The organism is Geobacter sp. OR-1 (genome assembly GCF_000813145.1).
Lineage (GTDB): Bacteria > Desulfobacterota > Desulfuromonadia > Geobacterales > DSM-12255 > Geoanaerobacter.
The window spans coordinates 1-18,657 of the sequence record NZ_BAZF01000023.1 but is presented as its reverse complement, the minus strand read 5'-3'; the positions used below and the strand labels follow the sequence as shown (position 1 = coordinate 18,657).

Annotated in this window: 17 protein-coding genes and 1 pseudogene; 7 read left to right on the top strand and 11 right to left on the bottom strand. The window is 50.9% G+C overall.

The window, feature by feature from the left end:
• Positions 1-91: 91 nt before the first annotated feature.
• From OR1_RS17770 to OR1_RS17760, 4 genes are all read right to left on the bottom strand, one after another.
• Complete coding sequence (locus OR1_RS17770; RefSeq protein ID WP_041973806.1) at positions 92-424, bottom strand: hypothetical protein; 333 nt, start codon at positions 422-424, stop codon at positions 92-94.
• Positions 425-677: 253 nt separating this feature from the next.
• On the bottom strand, positions 678-827 hold the full coding sequence (locus OR1_RS22350; RefSeq protein WP_160295278.1) for a hypothetical protein: 150 nt from the start codon (positions 825-827) through the stop codon (positions 678-680).
• A gap of 40 nt (positions 828-867) precedes the next feature.
• Complete coding sequence (locus tag OR1_RS17765; RefSeq protein WP_041973803.1) at positions 868-1,062, bottom strand: DUF6166 domain-containing protein; 195 nt, start codon at positions 1,060-1,062, stop codon at positions 868-870.
• A gap of 467 nt (positions 1,063-1,529) precedes the next feature.
• Positions 1,530-1,946: a hypothetical protein gene (locus OR1_RS17760; RefSeq protein WP_152609962.1), complete on the bottom strand. Its 417-nt coding sequence runs from the start codon at positions 1,944-1,946 to the stop codon at positions 1,530-1,532.
• A gap of 925 nt (positions 1,947-2,871) precedes the next feature.
• Here OR1_RS17760 and OR1_RS17755 point away from each other — a divergent pair.
• The 6 genes from OR1_RS17755 to OR1_RS17735 all read left to right on the top strand — a co-directional run bounded on the left by OR1_RS17755 (position 2,872) and on the right by OR1_RS17735 (position 13,451).
• Positions 2,872-3,174, top strand: a complete 303-nt coding sequence (locus tag OR1_RS17755; protein ID WP_152609961.1) for a hypothetical protein — start codon at positions 2,872-2,874, stop codon at positions 3,172-3,174.
• Between the two features lie 414 nt (positions 3,175-3,588).
• Positions 3,589-4,422, top strand: coding sequence for a tail fiber protein (locus tag OR1_RS21125; protein ID WP_052440613.1), 834 nt, complete (start codon positions 3,589-3,591; stop codon positions 4,420-4,422).
• 58 nt (positions 4,423-4,480) lie between these two features.
• On the top strand, positions 4,481-5,305 hold the full coding sequence (locus tag OR1_RS22595) for a tail fiber protein (RefSeq protein WP_052440611.1): 825 nt from the start codon (positions 4,481-4,483) through the stop codon (positions 5,303-5,305).
• A gap of 19 nt (positions 5,306-5,324) precedes the next feature.
• Complete coding sequence (locus OR1_RS22425; protein ID WP_041973796.1) at positions 5,325-6,116, top strand: RHS repeat-associated core domain-containing protein; 792 nt, start codon at positions 5,325-5,327, stop codon at positions 6,114-6,116.
• Positions 6,103-6,570 carry a hypothetical protein gene (locus OR1_RS22170; protein ID WP_160295277.1) on the top strand — a complete coding sequence of 156 codons (468 nt, stop codon included), beginning with the start codon at positions 6,103-6,105 and terminating at the stop codon, positions 6,568-6,570. Before OR1_RS22425 ends, OR1_RS22170 begins: the two co-directional genes overlap by 14 nt.
• A 278-nt stretch (positions 6,571-6,848) precedes the next feature.
• A complete protein-coding gene (locus tag OR1_RS17735) occupies positions 6,849-13,451 on the top strand; it encodes a chitobiase/beta-hexosaminidase C-terminal domain-containing protein (protein WP_041973793.1) in 6,603 nt (2,200 codons plus the stop codon).
• A 185-nt stretch (positions 13,452-13,636) separates the two neighbouring features.
• Here OR1_RS17735 and OR1_RS17730 read toward each other — a convergent pair whose 3' ends face one another.
• Positions 13,637-14,611, bottom strand: coding sequence for a hypothetical protein (locus OR1_RS17730; RefSeq protein ID WP_041973790.1), 975 nt, complete (start codon positions 14,609-14,611; stop codon positions 13,637-13,639).
• 265 nt (positions 14,612-14,876) lie between these two features.
• On the opposite strand from OR1_RS17730, the gene OR1_RS17725 reads away from it, so the two are divergent.
• Positions 14,877-15,464, top strand: coding sequence for a recombinase family protein (locus OR1_RS17725; protein ID WP_041973787.1), 588 nt, complete (start codon positions 14,877-14,879; stop codon positions 15,462-15,464).
• Between the two features lie 66 nt (positions 15,465-15,530).
• Here OR1_RS17725 and OR1_RS21790 read toward each other — a convergent pair whose 3' ends face one another.
• From OR1_RS21790 to OR1_RS17700, 6 genes and pseudogenes are all read right to left on the bottom strand, one after another.
• On the bottom strand, positions 15,531-15,971 hold the full coding sequence (locus OR1_RS21790; RefSeq protein WP_082003024.1) for a thioredoxin domain-containing protein: 441 nt from the start codon (positions 15,969-15,971) through the stop codon (positions 15,531-15,533).
• 82 nt (positions 15,972-16,053) lie between these two features.
• Entirely contained in the window at positions 16,054-16,494 is a 441-nt protein-coding gene (locus tag OR1_RS17720; RefSeq protein WP_305047301.1) for a hypothetical protein, read from the bottom strand.
• Positions 16,495-16,550: 56 nt separating this feature from the next.
• A complete protein-coding gene (locus OR1_RS17715) occupies positions 16,551-16,775 on the bottom strand; it encodes a ribbon-helix-helix protein, CopG family (protein WP_041973784.1) in 225 nt (74 codons plus the stop codon).
• A 25-nt stretch (positions 16,776-16,800) separates the two neighbouring features.
• Entirely contained in the window at positions 16,801-17,739 is a 939-nt protein-coding gene (locus OR1_RS17710; protein WP_041973781.1) for a TerC family protein, read from the bottom strand.
• Positions 17,740-17,775: 36 nt separating this feature from the next.
• The gene (locus OR1_RS17705) at positions 17,776-18,345 is read right to left on the bottom strand and encodes a formylmethanofuran dehydrogenase subunit E family protein (protein WP_237754344.1); all 570 of its coding nucleotides are present in this window, start codon (positions 18,343-18,345) and stop codon (positions 17,776-17,778) included.
• Positions 18,342-18,542 (bottom strand): annotated as a pseudogene (locus tag OR1_RS17700) (protease HtpX); the annotation flags it as partial. The gene OR1_RS17705 and the pseudogene OR1_RS17700, both read right to left, overlap by 4 nt.
• Positions 18,543-18,657 lie beyond the last annotated feature (115 nt).

Here is an 18,657-nt window from a genome sequence, read left to right as displayed (position 1 = left end):
CAACTTCCATATAGAAGTTGGGATTGGTTAGGTTCAACCTTGTGTGGTATGAAAGTGTCGCGCTGCAGACAGCGACACTTCACATTAACCGCTACGGAAAGTAAATGATCGTACCGTCCGGGCAAAGCGCCCTGCAGCTATCACAGAAGTAAACACCGTCCGATGCTTCGACCCGCCAGTAGAGTTTCATTGTCACCCCATCGAAACCGTCGTCGGCCCAGATGATACCGTTCTCACTATCGAGGATTCTATATGCATGGGTACGATCTCTTGCCTTATCGGAAATACCATGAGGATACTCGTGCGCAAGCATGGCTTGCTTGAACGTCATGCCGGATACCCTCATCCTGTAGGCGGCTTGTTCAAGAACAAACTTCCACTGTTTGTAGAAACTCTCGTCATCTGCTTTTATTAAGACCTGCATAAAATCTCCTCCGTAAGTTTTTTACTCTGGTCACTACCAGAGGCCTGACGCGAACAGTCCTAATTATGCGGAGTGATGGTAGCGTCCTAGAATTTGGCCGCCCAGTTACCGAAGTTATTCAACCCTAACGCTGCCAGGAGACACTTATGGGCTTCCCAGAAGGTTGTGCCGGTAGTGTTCCAATCGCCCCCGCTCCCGACGATGCTCCCTGTGAAGTGTTGGCCCCACCACTGAACCTTATCAGCATTGCACGCTATGCCTCGGCATCGAATGACACATACAGACGCGCTGTCAATCCGTCATAATTGGCCTTGTAGGAAACCCTTTTCGCACCGATCGGCCTCATCGCATCACGAAGTGTCGTAATTGCAGCCACTGGTCCAGAAAATCTAACGCTTATCATTCTCTTCCCCTTTTTTTTGTGGATTTGGTGAGCAACTCTCTTAACGACACAACCTCTTCAGCAAGAGTCGCGGCACGCCCTTCTGCTTGTGCGGCACGCTCGCGGAACCGCTGCCGTTATAGCCCCAGTTGAAACCGGCGGGCGAATGGATGCGCAGTGCAAGCGAGTGGTCTGGGTGCAAAACTTCTCCATCGACAAAAACATCGCAGTTACCTGCATTCCCAATTATTTTCATGACCCTGCCTCCTCTCCATTTTCCGGACCTCACTCTCATATGATGTTAGCCAGGTTGGAAATCGTAAACGAAAAACTTTCAACATCGACACCACCTGTCACCTAACTTTGCTAATACAGTCATTAAAGCACGATGGCTCCAGAAAACACTTTTTTTGCTGCAACCTAGCAATTAATAACTTGTGTTACTGTTATTAGTTACGCTATCATATAAGGTTTTAAATAGCAAATGACCACCATCATCGCAGCCGGACTGCGCTAACACAGCATAATTACTGCTGATTGTCGTAGGATGTTTGATTCAGTCTAAGGGGATGCGGATCGAGGTAATGTTCAGTGAGGATAACTTTACCGTGAAGTGTGATAGTTCGAAGATCTGACCAAATCTTCCCATCGACTTTAAAAGAAAAACCCCCACGGTGTAGTAGTTGTTTTTTTTAAACCTTTAAACCTTTTAACACCTTTAAACTATTTAGGAGTGGAAATAGCTAATAATATCGGACCGTTAGGCATGCTTATTGGGAAAAAATCAATGGCTTTTGGGAAAAAATCGATACTTGGTGGGAAATTATCAATGCCTATCGGGAAATTATCAATGCCTATCGGGAAATTATCGATAGACATTGGGAAATTTTCAATACCTGCGATTTGACCGGTTGGCACCATGACACACTGGTACCAACCGGCGAGGAACCAGACATCACCAATCTTCTGACGAGTGCGACCACGTGTCATCGCCAGAACTTGAGGAATACCAATCATCCGATGTTGAGGACCAAGAGTTGTCACTTGAGGAACACCATGAATCTTCGTGCGACGAGCATGATGACCACGTATCGTCAGCCCATGAACTGGAACTGTTGTCGTTGTTTGACCAGGAATCATCTGCTGACGCGGTAGCTCCCCAATAATCGTCCGTGTGAGAAGAGGACCAACTGTCGTCGGAACAGGGCGAAGTTGCCCAGGAATCATCCGAGGTATTCCAAGCGGGCCACTGCTCCTCATGGATGTTATGGCCGAAGGTGCTTCCTCCGATGTCAAACCCGCCTATATCGCCGTTAACCATCTCAAGACCCGTTGCAGGATTGAACAACGTGTCATGCTCTGATGAGTATGACAATTGATCATCATGATGCAGATCAACGCCGTACGGATTGCCGGCGACATCGACACCTGCCATGCCGCCTATCATTAGTAAGCCAGTCGCAGGGTTAACGACCGTTTCATTCGACAGAGATGAGCATGTATCGTTACACAACCCGCCATCATCATTCGACGAATAGCAGCCAGTTGCATCATCCTCATCCACCCCTAAACCCAGTGACCCGATAAATTCTCGCCACAACCTTCGAATGCCCATTCGCACCTCCTTGATATTATTAATTATATCACATGAGAGGCGTATCCCTTCATATAAACGTTATGCGGCAAACAGTAGGCTTGCAGGATTTCTCTCGTATTACGATGGAATCCTGTATCCTCCTATGTCACTCACTCCAATTCCTCCAGCCATCTCACGTATACATCCCTCAGGCATCTCACATCAATAGTTTCATAACTGACCATAATTACACTACTTCTTTAAATTTGTCTGACTTTCAAAAAGTTCCGTTATTTTGAAAATACATAGTAATTTCGCTGAGTTTTGACATCGGGATTGTGAATGATCTATTCTGAGCATAGTGACAGATTCAAGAAGACGTTAACAATTATATAAGAACTACCCCCAAGGGTTGGCATGATTGTTAGAAACGTAAATGGCATCGGTGAGGAAATATTTAGCAGACAAATAAATGAATGGGAGGATGCTATGAGAGTTGTAGAAAAACGGGTCAGTGACGGCGCATACGACATGACCTATGATGAGGTAATCATGGATACAGAGGCTGGCCGCTTTTATGCCTCGGAAGGCAGGGGTGTTAACGAAATTGGGGGGGAGACGTACCGGTGGTCCCACGGCATCGGCATCAGGCTCAAGGCAGACGACAATTTCGCGACACTAGGCAGCGAGTGGAACGAGTGTATAACGTTGCTGGAGGCTGCAAGAGGTGGTTATGACCCTGAGCGTCCGCTGGTGACTTTGGACTTTGAGGCTGTAAGGGCACTGATCTGATCTATTACACATAACTTCATGGGGCGTGATGGCAAGGCGGAGTCATGCGGTGTCAGCGACACTTTCATACCACACAAGGTTGAACCTAACCAATCCCACTTCTACATGAAAGTTGGGATTTGCTGTTTCCGAACACTGATATCAGCAACAATATTCTTGCGAGTCGAGGCTGATTGTGTATAATTGGCGATGTTTAATGTCATGTGCGGAGGGGCAATGTTGTGACCGAGGGTCATAACGATAAGGGTGCATCAGCCTCTTTAACATCCTTGTTAACGAAACAAGGGATGTGCATCACTGTGAGCGTTGCATCGCAGTAACACCAATACCGGTTTCAGGGCCACTCCTGAGCCGGTTTTCTGTTTTTTTGATCTTAACTATTCAATTTGCGAAGAATACCGGAGGAGAATTGTCATGTTCGTGATGAAGTCGTGGAGAGCACTCTTTATTATAGCGGCAGGATTGATCGCGATTGCGGTGAGCGCGTGGGGTGGGTCAGTCCCGCAGAAGATTAATTATCAGGGAACGCTCAATAATAAGAGCGGCGGGCCTGCAAATGGCAATTTCAACATGACGTTCAGGATCTATAGTACGGCGACTGGCACCACGCCACTCTGGACGGAGACTTGGAACACCGGCACTTCCAGCCCTGTGGTGGTTACTGATGGAGTGTTCAATGTCATGCTTGGTAGCATTACCCCCTTCTCGAATGAGTTTTTTGCAACTCACTCGAAAACTTACTTGGGAATATCAGTTGCGAACGATTCAGAATTTCTGCCACGCCAAGTTATAGGGAGTGTCGGCTACGCTTTGGCAGCAGGCAATGGTGTCCCTAAGGGGGCCATTCTTATGTGGAGTGGCACCAATATTCCTGAAGGATGGGCCTTATGTGATGGTACAAATGGTACACCAAACCTTAAGGACAGATTCATAGTTGGCATCGGTGACAGATTTGGCGATGGGAAGTTAAGGGGTGTGACAGGAGGGGAAGAAGACCACGTCTTGAGTATTAATGAGACTCCGAGCCATACTCACGTTCAAAATGCACATGCCCACACAGTCACTAACTCTAACGGTACTGCAGCAGCATTGAAGCCTGATGCACTGGGAACATACACAGGTTACATGCAATCCGGTTATGGGTATCCTACCTCAAGTGTTACAGCAATAAACCAATACACTGGTGGGAATTCTGCTCACAATACCCTGCCGCCGTATTACGCTCTGGCCTTCATAATGAAACTATAGGAGAGAGCATGTGGAGATCACTGCTTATTAAGTGCATCAAGCATCGGGAGGATTGAAGATGTTCGACATATTCTCAATGAAGACACTGAGGGTTCTGTTTGTAATAACCCTTGCATCAATCACTATTGGGATGAGCGCCTGGGGCGGACCTATACCGCAAAAAATCAACTACCAGGGGACGCTCAATAACAAAAGCGGTGGTCCTGCCAATGGTAGTTTCAACATGACGTTTCGAATTTACAGCACAGCCACAGGAACCAATCCAATCTGGGCCGAAACCTGGAGCACGACCAACTCCAGCCCGGTAGTTGTTTCCGATGGGGTGTTCAACGTTATGCTTGGAAGCATAACCCCACTCTCCAATGATTTTTTCGCTTTACATCCAAAGACATATTTGGGGATTTCAGTTGCAAACGATTCAGAGTTCCTGCCACGGCAAATGCTTGCCAGCGTCGGATATGCCTTTGCCGCCGGCAACGGTATCCCCAAGGGCGGCATCATCATGTGGAGCGGCACTACGGTGCCAGAAGGATGGGCGTTGTGTGATGGGACAAATGGGACGCCGAATTTGCTAGATAAATTTATTGTTGGAGCAGGTAGTGGATATACACTTGGCGCAACTGGTGGAGAATCAACCCATATTCTGACTGTAGCGGAAATGCCAAGACACAATCATACAGATGCTGGACATTTACACGTTCAACCAGGTGGCTGGTCTCCGCTGTATATTCAGCCAGGAGGGGGCAACTATTCCAGAAGTAGCGGTTCTGGATATGCGTCAGTTGATGCTTACGGCTACGCAAACATTTCATATACTGGAAGCAATGCAGCCCATGAAAATCGCCCACCTTACTATGCCCTTGCCTTCATCATGAAACTGTAGGAGCAACTCAGGAACGACCATGATAGCGCGCCTTGTCGTCTACATATTGCTTGTCATGTTCTTTATGCTCCCGAAGCAGGAAGCGTATGGGGAGGATGCAGTTCTCCTTAACCAGTACGATGCCAACGGCAGCCTGGTGAACGGTGACGGCAAGTTTTATCAGTACAACGACGCAAACCAGTTGGTGAAGGTGTGTGGGGATGCCGCATGCGCCAGTACGGTGGCCGAGTATTTGTACGATCACACCGGGCAGCGAGTAAAAAAGATCGAGAATGGCGTGACCACCTACTACCTCGGCAAGCATTACGAAACCCAAGTGAAGCAAGGGCAGGCGCAGAACACCCGTTACTATTTTGCAGGCAGTGACAGGGTGGCGAAGAAGGACATTGTCGGCACCTATTTCTACCATCCTGACCACCTTGGTGGCGTCAGTGCTGTAACTGACTCGTCAGTGCCTGTGAAGGTTGTCAACAGCACCAGTTATCTGCCTTTTGGTGAAGTGCGTCAGGGTGGATCAGAAAATTATTACACCGGCAAGGAAAGCGACAAGGCGTCTGGCTTGTATAACTTCGAGGCGCGATATGTCAGCCCCGAACTGCGCCACTTCACGCAGGCGGATATTGCAGAACCTGACTTTGACGACCCGCAGGATTTGAATCGTTATGCCTACGTGGGCAACAACCCGCTTAGTTTCGTTGATGATGACGGATACAAGAAGAAAAAGAAAAATGACAAAAAGAAAAAGAAAAAGAAGAGTAAACATAAATCCAAAAATATTAATTATGTCGATGACTCTGGTGAGTATAGTTAAAAAAACATATGAAGCAAAACAGATGATAGACATTGTTAAATCAACAGCGATAGGTAGGTATATTTGGGATGAAATCAACAACAATTCAAAAAGTAATGTAATTAATATAGGGTTCACATTTAATGAATCAGTATTGGGAAGTGGCAATAGAGGTTTGGCAAGAATTAATAACAATAATGAAATAGACATTATTATTGATGCTGACAGAACCAGGAATCCAGTCGAAACAGCATTGATATTTGTACATGAAGCCTCTCATGTGTTGATGAAACTAAACAAAGATTATTCGTGTGGCCAAAGAATTACTCAAGAAAAATATGCAAGAAGCATGGAAAGTGAAATGTGGGAACAACTCGGTAAACCAAGTATAGAGAATGATAAATCGTGGATGTGGGAGTTGAGACATCCATCATCATCAGCATCTATACAAACATTACTAAGGGATTGTTGGTAACACATTGCATCATGAAATTATTAATAAATAAATTATATGCATTGGTTAAAGTATGCAATGTATCAATTTGTTCACTATGCCGTGAACAACTTATTTATTTGTTTATTGTTTTAATGTTTGTAACCATTAATCAAAGTGTTTTTGCTTATGGTCAAACCTATTGGAATGCTTACCAGACCTCAAAATTTTCCGGGAGTGAAAATTACAACCTCAATATTGAATCTCCTGCTGGAACACGTGGCCTAGCACCACAATTATCAATTGCGTACAACAGTTACTTGGCAGAAAACATCATCAATCAGGTTGGAGCAGGTTGGGAAATTCCCTTCAATTACATTCAGAAAAACAGCAATGGCTCATTCTCGCTCATCCTCAACGGGGCAAAGCATGACTTGGTCGACACCGGCAGTGGCCGTTATCGCACCAAGATCGAAACATACCTGAAGATCGAGAAGAAATCCTTCACCACCAACAGTTCCGGTGAATGCTGGGAAATGACCTCAAAGAACGGCACCAGATTCTATTTCGGCACCACGCAAGACTCGGACAATCTCGTCTATCCCGGCGATCCGGGGTCCCCGCAGGGTTGGCGCTGGAGCCTCGACAGGATTTCTGACACGAACGGCAACGCGATCTACTATACGTACCAGGAGCAAGAAGGCGCAGTTTATCTCGCCAGCATCGACTACAATAACGACCGGCAGCGATCGATTGCTTTTACCTGGGGAGATCGACCGGATGCATACTGGACTGTTGACCAGGGATCACAGGTCCATGTAACAAAAAGACTGAGCCAGATAACCGTGAAAGTCAGCGGGGGCACTGTTAAGAACATAAACCTCGTTTACGAGCCGATCACGTCCTTGATGCCGAAATCACTCCTATCCGCTATCACCAAGTCCGACTCTGGCGGCACTCCATTGCCGTCATCCACCCGGTTCACCTACAAACCACTTGATGCCGGATTTTCGAACTATTCGACTTGGGCTCCTCAGAGCGCCCCTGTGTTCCGGCAGGTAAGTCCCGCCACCGTGTCCGACGCATATGACATGAACGGTGATGGGATACTGGACCACCTGGACAGCACCACGACACCGTGGCAGGTTACCTTAAATACCGGTTCCGGCTCCATGACGCCGACGGAGTGGCTAAACGCCCCTGCCGGCGGAATTGTGGAAGCCGATGCAGGCGGCAATATCACCCGTGACCTGATCGACATGAACGGCGACGGCCTGCCCGACGTGGTTATTGCCAAGTCCGATGGTACCTGGGATGTCCACCTGAACACCGGCAGCGGTTTCACCACAGCCATTTCGTGGAGTGTGCCTGGATCAGACGGCAATATCCGGAAGGAGACCGATACGGTTGTCACCCGCGACCTTTTGGATGTGAATGGCGACGGAATTCTCGACCTGGTCAATATAACCGGTGAAACCTGGCAGGCTGCAACCAACAGATCCGGTCAGGCCTGGTTGCTGGACACGATAACCAATGATCTAGGCGGAATAACCACGATTGACTATGTATCCTCAGCCACTTGTCAGAACAGCCAGTTTCCTGGCAATTACTGGGTAGTGTCATCGGTGGCCAAAGACAATGGCATGCCAGTCGGCAGTCCTCACCGGACAAGTGACCGGACTACCTTTACTTATGCAAATGGCCTCTACACCAGCGAGTTCCGAGGCTTCGGCCAAGTGACTGAGACCCGGGCCAATGGCTCGAAGGTCATCCATACCTTCAATCAGGACGATGCCCTGAAGGGGACTGAAGCGCAGACACTGGTTACGGATGCTGCTGGCAACCCGTATACCGGGACCGTCAACACCTGGTCGTCGACCTCTGCCGGCGGGGTCACAACAGTAACGCTCGATCGGGTCGAGACCTCTACCTATGACGGCAACCCAGTCAACCCGAAGCAGGTTGTAACCGACTATCAGTTCGATCAGTACGGCAATATAATTGTTGAGTCCCATTATGGCGACATCGTCGTGCCAGGTGACGAGACCTTTACCAAACGGGAGTATGCCTACAACACTGACTCATGGATTATGGACAAGGTGAAGCACACGGCTGTCTCCTACACCAGCGATGGCGCAAAAGTGCGCGAGAGTTGGTTCGCTTATGACGGCGCAGTTAGCCCGGATGAACCTCCGACCGCTGGCAATCTGACGCGAGAGGAGCATTCCCTCGATACCGGCGAGAACCCGGTGACAACCTATCGTTATGACAGTTACGGCAACCGCATCGAGACCACGGATCCGGAAGGACGGGTGACCAAGGTCGATTACGACACCATTTCCCACACCTTCCCGGTAAAGGTGACCAATGCCAAGGGGCAGGTGACGGAGCGGGAGTTCGACTCATCAACCGGCAAGCCAACTCAAGAAATAGATCCAAACGGCGAGGTAACCAAATATGTATATGACACCTTCAAGCGGCTGGTGAGGGTGATCAAGCCGGGGGACAACAATGACTTCCCCACCACTGAGATTAGTTATAGCCTGGATGGTATCGCACCTGAAACTGTGACCGTCAAGGCCCGAGAACAAGCCGGTACCGCCGGCACCCTGGACACCATTCAGTCGGTGGACGGTTTCGGCAGGGTCATCCAGACCAAGACCGAGTATCAGGATACTGCCTCCCAAGTGGTGGTGGATAGTTATTACGACAGCATGGGACGCGAGTCAGGCCATACTGTGCCGTATCTTATAGCGGCAGGCCAGGCGTATTCCGAGCCTCAATCGAAACCGAAAACGGTCACCGATTACGACCTGATGGGGAGACCGGTGAAGGTGACCAACCCGGATGGGACGTTCTCACAACGTCAGTATGATCACTGGTCTATTACCGAGACCGACGAGAACGGACATCAGAAGCAGAAATGGTTCGATTCTGGCGGGAAACTGGCGCAGGTAGCAGAGGTGAACGGCAGTGATGTGTATCTGACCCGGTATGCCTACAACCCTCTCGGCGAACTGCTCTCGACCACTGACCACATAGGGAACACCACCACGCATTCCTACGACACTCTTGGCAGAAAAACCAAGGTGGTCGATCCTGATCTCGGCACACGAACCTCAAGTTACGATCGCGTCGGCAACATCATTTCCACCACCGATGCCAAAGGAACCACCACCAGATACCTTTTCGACCCGATGAACCGGGTGACGCTGGTCGATTACCCCAATGACCCGGACATCTCCTATGCTTATGACGAGGGGAAGATCGGCACCCTGTCTCGGGTGACCGATGCGGTGGGGACGGTCACTTACGCCTATGACGCACGGCTGCGCAAGACCAGCGAGATGCGGATAATGGACGGCATGACCTGGACCACATCCTGGGTATACGACTCTCTCGATCGCATGGTGAGCCAGACATTCCCGGACGGCCAGGTGACAACCTTCTCCTACAACGGCATGGGAAAACTGTCTGGCATTTTGTCGGGAATGTCAGTCATCCTGAACTCAATCACTTATAACGAAGCAGGCCAGGAGACTCAGCGCAGTTACGGGAACGGCCTGGCGACGACCTTTGAGCATTATCCGGAAAACCAGCGGCTGAAGCGCATATTGACAAGCGGAATCCAGGACTTCAATTATGAGTACGAAAATACCGGCAACGTGAAAAAGATCCTCAACAATACGGTGCCGGCAGCGCCGCGCACCGAGACTTTCAGCTACGATCCCCTCAACCGGCTAATGTCGGCTGAGGATGCCGGTACCGGTGGCTACCGCAAGGACTACGTTTACAATGCAATCGGCAACATGTTGACCGAGACCAGCGTGCAGAACGGAACGACCAGCGTTGCGCAATACACCTACGGCGAGGCAGGGGCAGGCCCCCACGCCGTGACCGGCAAGACCGACCAGAAACCGATCGTGGCCCTGTTCTCTCTGAATGGCGGCACGTCATATACCACCAGCCAGCAGGTAACCCTCAATAACCTGAGTATCGGCAACCCGACCGAGTATATGGCCAGCGAAGATGTGAACTTTGTCGGCGCTACCTGGCAGAGTTACACAGTCGCGCCGACCTTTACCCTGAGCGCTGTTGGCAAGAGGACGGTCTACTTCAAGGTGCGCAAGAGCGGCATCGAGTCAGCCCTCAAGATCGCCGAAATCGAGTATCTTTCGAACGATGTCGATAATGACGGCATTCCCGACGCATACGACACCGATAATAACAATGACGGCTTTGCCGATGCCTGGGCAAATCGGTACGCCCTGGTTGGAGTGATAAATCCATTAGCCGACCCGGATGGCGATGGCTGGAACAATCTGCGGGAATACCAGCAGGGAACTGATCCGACCAAGTCAGACAACCCGCAGATGGATGGCAGCAGCGAGAACTATGTGCTGAAAAGGGCCAGTTTCTCGCAAACAGGTTTGGCGCAACAGAGCGACAACTTCATCTTGCGGGATTCATTGCAGGAGGTGGGATTTAACCAGGGGAGCGGGCGCCGCGAAAGCGAGAATTTTGTCATAACGTATGCACTGGGTCGCCAGACTGGCTATCTGGGGTTGGCCGATCTGGATGGTGACGGCATCCCTGACATCGTTGATGACGATGACGACAACGACGGTATGCCCGATGCCTGGGAGATCGCCAACGGTCTGAATCCGCTTGAACGGTCCGATGCGCAAAGTGATCTGGATGGTGATGGCCTGATCAATCTCCAGGAGTACCTGAAGGGGACCGACCCACGAAAGGCCGATTCAGACAATGACGGCCTGAATGACTACAAAGAGGTCATGGTATTCCACACCATTGCAAACGGCAGTACCCCACAGAGTGCCGACAGCGACGGCGACTCTGTGCAAGACGCAACCGATCCTGATCCGATCCATTACAATCCCTATGGGCTGAGTGAGAACTACACCCTGCGCCATGGCAACTTCAATGCTGGCAGCGCCCGGAGAGACAGCGAATCCTATGATGCCCAGTACCGGCTCGGCAATGGCGAGGCAGGGGTTGCGCTGACCGTCAACAGCGGTGTCTATGTTACACCGGCGCAGATTGACTTCGGCACCTATGCAGGTGGCGGATCGCCGGTGCGGCTGACCGTTACGAATAGCGGCTCGGCAAGCATCGCTCTTGGTAGTCTGAATCAGGCAGGAGTCAATCCCTATGAGTTCAGTGTCACGGCAGATAACTGTTCCGGAACGAACCTGGCGCCGGCAACAACCTGTACGGTTGACATCCAGTTTACGCCTTCCTATGCCGGGGCAAAGAGCGCCCAGGTGGAGATTGCAACATCGGATGCAAATACCCCGTTGCTGGCGGTGTCACTTGCCGGAGTTGCCGTCGGGATGATCGACAATCAGCCGCCGGTAGGCTCATTTGCGATCAACAACGGACAGAGTTTTACAACTAGCCAGGCAGTGACGCTGAAACTTACCGCCCAGGACGCCAGCGGTCTTGCGCAGATGTGCATTAGCAATGATAATGTCTGTACTGCGTGGGGGCCATACGTCACTTCGAAAGTCTGGACCTTGCCTACAGGTGATGGCGCTAAAACGGTTCATCTCTGGTACCGCGACAACCTGGGCAACTCAACGCCTGTTCCGTTAACGGCCACCATCATTCTTGATACGGAAAAACCGGTTGTGAGCGCGTCATTGGCCGGTGGGCTTTACAAAACAGGTCAGATTGTCTCTCTTGCCTCCAACGAGGCAGCGGCAATCTATTACACCCTTAACGGCACCAACCCGACCACGGCCTCAACCGTATATTCATCGCCGATAACCATCAGCAGCAATACGACTCTGAAATTCATAGCCTATGATGTTGCCGGGAACACGAGTGGAGTCCAAACGGTACAGTATGTAATCGATACTACTCCGCCAGTCCTTTCTGTAAGTGCACCGGCGGCAGGCGTATGGACGAAAGTGGCGACAGTAACCCTGAGAGGTAAGACCACGGATGGGACACAAATAAAACGGTTTACGGTCAATGGCAATAATGTACCTCTTGCATATGATGGGACATTCGCACAACCCCTTACGTTGACTACAGGGCTGAACCAGATCACTACGGTAGCAGTTGATGATGCAGACAACCAGACTACGGATTCACGGTTGATAGGGCTTGACCAGCAGGCACCAAATGTTGCCATCAGCCTCCCGGCAATCGGTGAGGTTATTTATGGTTCCAGTTACACCATCCAGGGAACCGCCGGCGATGGGTCTGGTAGCGGAATTCAACAAGTGGAAGTATCAATGAATGGTGGACAGAGTTGGGTTGTGGCGTCTGGCACTAGCAACTGGAGCCTAACCTGGCAATTACCAACACCTGGTGTATATACCATTAAGGCCCGGGCAATTGATGCCGTCGGCAATGTCGGTAATTCCGCTGATGTGAATATCACAGTCCGGGCGGCATATCGTCTCGATATCGTTATCGATGGTACTGGTAAGGGAACCGTTACCAGCCCAGCGTTCGGTATTTCATGTAATAGTACATGTTGGGGCGTTTACGACAACGGGTCCGCAATCACCCTGTCGATTGATCCAGATTACTCCATATTCACAGGTTGGTCTGGAGCATGCACTGGCACGGGGACCTGCAGTGTCACGCTCTTATCAAACACTTCGGTGACAGCAACCTTCACCAAGGATCAGGCGCATACTGCCCGTATCAACGACCAATACTTCCCAACCCTCCAGGCTGCCTATGCTGCAGCATCTACCGGTAACACGCTCCAGATCTGGGGGATCGACCTGACAGAGAATTGCGTATTTGATCGGGATGTGTCCGTAACTCTGGACGGCGGCTACAACGAAACATATACCAGCAACAGCAGCGGTTATACGACTATCGACGGATCTCTGGAGATCAGAAAAGGTACCGTCAGAGTGAAGAACCTTAAAATCAGGTAGGCTGCCGATAATACGGCCCAAGAAGGCAAAGATAGCATATGCGGGAGAAGGTGCGTTATTGTCTCATAATCACTTGGTTTTGAGATGGCTGAAAACGGAAAAAGCACCCCGGAACCATGCGGCTTCGAGGGGTGCTATTTATAGGGGATTTTGAGACAGCCGCCCCTGTGATAGTCGGTTGGTGGTTACGCCGCTTTCTTTTCGTCGATCTCGTTTTTACTAACGATCTTGTGCTTTATCAGCACATCAAGGCGACGATGGTCGATATAGTATTTTTCAAGAAGTCTGTCGCGCAGGCGTTGATTCCTCTTCTTCCTACTATTTCGGTTTGGCGTCTCGCTGGCGATTCGTCTCAATTCTGTTGATACTTCATCGAGATATGCCTTTGCCCTGCGGCATTCTTCATCAGTGACTGACTTGAGAACCTTGGTTTCAAATTCTTCAAGGTCGCAGTTAATGCCCTCGTTGCGACTCGGCAAAGCACAGTGTACTGATGGTTCGCTTCCTCCCCACTTTTCTTCATACTCCTCCCCGCACATTGCACATCGCGAAATTAGCACTCGATCGGCAAAGCGAATATACTCACCGTATTGATTTTTGGTGCCGATTGCCTTCGTTCTTGAAACCACCCATGCAGCATCATCGGCAAGACGCATTCTTTGCGCTCGCGGGATGTTCGGGTACATTTCGTCAAGAATTTTACCTGCCATCACACGACCTGTTGATTTTGCATGTATCAAACGTTCTGCTACAGCACTGGACATAGATAACTCTTCTTTGTTCCGATTAAAGCGACGCGTTGCTGCAGCCTTTTTTGCTGTAGCAGAACGGGCTTCATAATCGGCCTTACTGAAGCCGGGAGGAATTGCGCGACAAAAGAATTTCGCAACCTTCTCAATTGTGATTGATGGACATTCGTCATGCCATGCGTAGATATCAGCCCTGCTGCCAAAAGATGTATGGTCTGAGCAGCGAATCTCTAGCGACTTGAGTTCATTAGCATCAGTCTCTTCATACACATTCACGTAATGGCTTGCTGAGACACGTGACTTTTCAATGCTAGCAGCAAGCCCCATCTGCCAAGCCGCTTTGGCTATATGTGCGGCTAACCGCCTGCATTCAGTTCTCTTGTTACTGTAGTTAGTTTTACAATAACCCATACTGGTCACTCCTGTTCGTCTAGCCATCTTGTTTCATTGTACAAAACTCCCATAACGATTTGCAAATTCCGGCCCCGGCGGTTTCAGGCCCCTCACGGCCATCGCCCGAATCAGTTGGCGTGTCGCCGAATTAGGATCGAATATTAGGTAGACAATCAACCGCCAATCTGGGGTTTACCCCAGATCGATTTCCTGCATCCCATGGTATAATGCGCATCTAGGGTAGTAACTCGATATTTTTAGACAGATGTGACAGGAGGTGTTCTTGGTTGGACAGAAAATAGGGTATGTACGGGTAAGTTCCGATGACCAAAACGTTGATCGGCAACTTGATGGATTAGAACTCGACCGTGTATTTGTCGATAAGATCCCCGGGAAATCGACTGACCGACCACAGTTACAAGAAATGCTCAGATTTTTACGCGACGGTGACCACCTACATGTTCACAGCATGGATCGTTTGGCGCGCAACCTGATTGACCTCAGGCAATTGGTTCAGAGCCTTACCTCTCAAGGTGTAAAAATTACGTTCGTAAAGGAGTCCCTGACCTTTACCGGCAACGATGAGCCAATATCAGTGCTTTTATTGTCGGTAATGGGTGCAGTTGCCGAGTTCGAGAGGAGTATCATCCGCGAACGACAGGCGGAAGGTATCCGGTTTGCCCGAGCAAAAGGGAAGTACAAAGGTAGGGCTGCAGCCTTAACTGCAGCACAAATAGAAGAAGCGAAGCAGAAAGCCGCAACCGGTGTCCCTAAAGCCAAGATAGCACGCGAACTCAAAATCTGCCGGGAAACCCTGTACAAATACATCGGCTCCCGGCAAACAACCGGTACTGGGACTACTGTGGTATGATAGTGTAATAACTCTCTGACACTACCATACCACAAACATTACTATGCTTGCTGCAGTGTCAACGTTTCAGAGATGTCGCCGAAACCATAACAATACGGATTCGATACTCTGAGCGCCTGGCAGTTGATCAATTACTTTCGCCTGCTTCAGAAGAATCATCACCGGAATACCTCGCACCCCGAACCGGGAGGCCAGCGCGGGGTCTTCATGCGTGTTTACCTGCAATACCGCCGCCTGCCCGGCCAGTTTTTCTGCAACTGTTCGCACCACCGGTGCGAATGTGTGACAATGCGGTCAGGTGGGAGCCCAGAATTCTGCGAGCACCGGTCCGGAATACGAGTTGATGAAGGAGTCGAAGGTATGCCCGCTCATCTGCTGCGGATGAAAATACAATGGCGGCAAGACTTCCTTGCAATTTCCACAGTGACCTTTTGTGCCTTCCTTCTCGACAGGTATCCGGTTGCCAGTTCCGCATGATGGACATTTGATGATGTATGTTGCAGGCATTGGCATACCTCGCTGATACAAAGTGCCGCTCTTTCCTATACTTTCTGAAAGAATAACATTTGCACTATATACAGCAAGCCGGTCACATTCTGTTGTACGGGTTGACGGAACTTTCGGCTCTTCTCTTCTTGATATACCGATAGATGAGATAGCCAATCCCTCCAAGAAGCACAATTTCAAACAGGCCGATGCCGCCACCGCCTCCCATGCCGCCGGTTCCCGCTCCGGCAACGCCGCTGAACAGCATGCTCCCAAGCATGCCGCCCATGATACCGCCTGCCATGCCTCGCAGGAATCCGCCACCTGCCTGCTGCTGGAAAGGGCTGGGGGCAGGCGCAACCTGCTGGCGTGACTGGTATGGCTGTGAATAGTTTGTTGCCGGTCGTGAATAACTGCGCGAACCGCGACTCCCCATTGATCGGCTTCCGCCGGCCCTGGCTTCTGCGTTGAGTTCCATCACGGTGATGCTCATGAACAGAACCGCTGCAAGAACTGTAAATACCCTGACGACATGCTTTTTCATCTGATTGACTCCCTGGTTGATTGATTTCGTATTGATTGATAACGTTATCCTGGCCATCAGGTGTTGAGGCAATACCGCCTGCGCGCCGACAACCAGTATTCAAGAGCCTCACGGGCTATTTCAGACACGCTTTTGGAACTTGTTTTGGTGATCTTCTCGAGTTCATGCTTTTCCTGATCACTGATCCGCAAGGAAAGAACATTGCTCAGCACATGCTCGTCTTTTCTCCGCTTGAATCTCCTCTTTTTCTCTCCTCTGGACTGTTTCTGGTGAAGTTGCATATGGGTGCTCCTTTCATGGTTGATGTCAGGTGCTTTCCAGCACCTGGGCGGCCTGGCGCCTGCCGAAGATGACCGATGTCAGAACGGCTACGGCCAGTGATATGAATATGACGGACAGTGAGATGGTAATCGGGATGTGGAAGCCGCTTACCGTCGCGATCATCTTGCCGCCGACGAACAGCAGTATGAACGAGATCCCGAACTTGAGATAGGCGAACATCCCGATGACATTCGCCAGCAGGAAGTAGAGCGCCCGAAGTCCCATGATGGCGAAGATGTTGGAGGTGAAGACGATAAAAGGGTCGAGGGTCACGGCAAAGATGGCCGGGATGGAGTCGATGGCGAAGACCAGGTCGCTCCACTCCACCATGAGAAGTGCAACCAGCAGAGGGCTGGCCACCAGTATCCTGCGCCGCCGGGTGAAGAACCAGTCGCCGAAGGTGCGCCTTGTGACCGGCAACAGTTTCCTGATGGCTCTTATCACCAGATTTTTTTCCGGATCGATCTTACCTTCGTCGCCGAACGCCATCTTGGCTGCGGTGACGATCAGCAGCGCACCGAAAAGGTAGAAGAGCCAGTGGAAACGGGTGAGCACCTCGATGCCGGCGAAGATGAAGACCGCCCGCATCACCAGGGCGCCGATGATACCGTACTTGAGGATGCGGGCCTGGTGCTGGCCGCGGACACCGAAGTATGAGAAGATCATGATGAACACGAACAGGTTGTCGATCGAGAGCGACTTCTCGATCAGGTAACCGGTGAAGAACTCGAGTGCCTTGCCGCTCCCCATGGTGTACCAGATGCCGGCATTGAACGCCAGGGCGAGTCCTACCCAGACAGCACTCCAGACAAGCGCCTCGCGGAAAGAGACAGTGTGGCTCTTCCGGTTGCGGCCAAGGTCGATGAAGAGCATCAGGCCGAAGACAAAACAGAATATTATCCACATGAGCGTGGTTTCAGGCATGATCGAACATCCCTTTCTGATCAGGCATTTTAGATGCTACCTTTTCGACAGCACGGTGACCGTCGCGATCTCCGCTGTCGGTGCCGTGCGGAGCCATGCGAATATCTCCTCCACCTCATGCTCAAGCCGCTTCCGTTCAGGCGAGCCTTCCGGCAGTGACTTGGCCTTCTTCCCCAGATCACGTGACCGTAACCCTGCCTCTTCGGCCTTTTTGGTGAGCCGGGCTTCAACCTGCCGCTTGTTGCCGTCGGCGGTCAGGATAAGCCGGTGCTCGTCCCGGTCTTCGACAGTGAGCGCGGCATTACCGTATGTTGTGCCGGCTGCCACCTGAATGCCGTCCACAGGGCAGGAGAGGTCATAATAGCGGGCCTTGAATTTCCCGGTGCCGCCTGCCTCCTTGAGTGCCTCCCTGGCGGCCAGCCCGAGCCGCGCCCCGAAGATGGAGCCGGCGCAGGCATGCCCGTGAAAGGCTTTCAGGGTTTCATAAATCGCTGGATCCGGTGCGACGGCGGATGCCGCATGGCCGTGTTCCAGCGAGACGGTCAGCGACATGACGCCGGCAAACAGGATGCAGGGAAGTATTCTTCTGGTTGGTGACATGCTCATGAACGCCATCCTCCTCTTGACATTGCCTCAAGCCGGGCAATCCGTTCTTCCATCGGCGGGTGGGTGGAGAAGAGCGAGACCAGGCTGCCAGCGGTGAGCGGGTTGACGATGAACATGTGGGCGGTGGCTGGCTGGGCCTGCTGCATCGGGATCGTTTGGCTGGCGCTGTGCAGTTTGCGCAGGGCATTTGCCATGGCTCCGTCAGACAGTTGTGACATAATGCCTCCCTATTAGTGGTTGACTTCAGTGCTGGTCGAATTCCGTCTTTATCCATGGGGAGAACGGCTCCAGCAAATTATCCCATACCTCCGT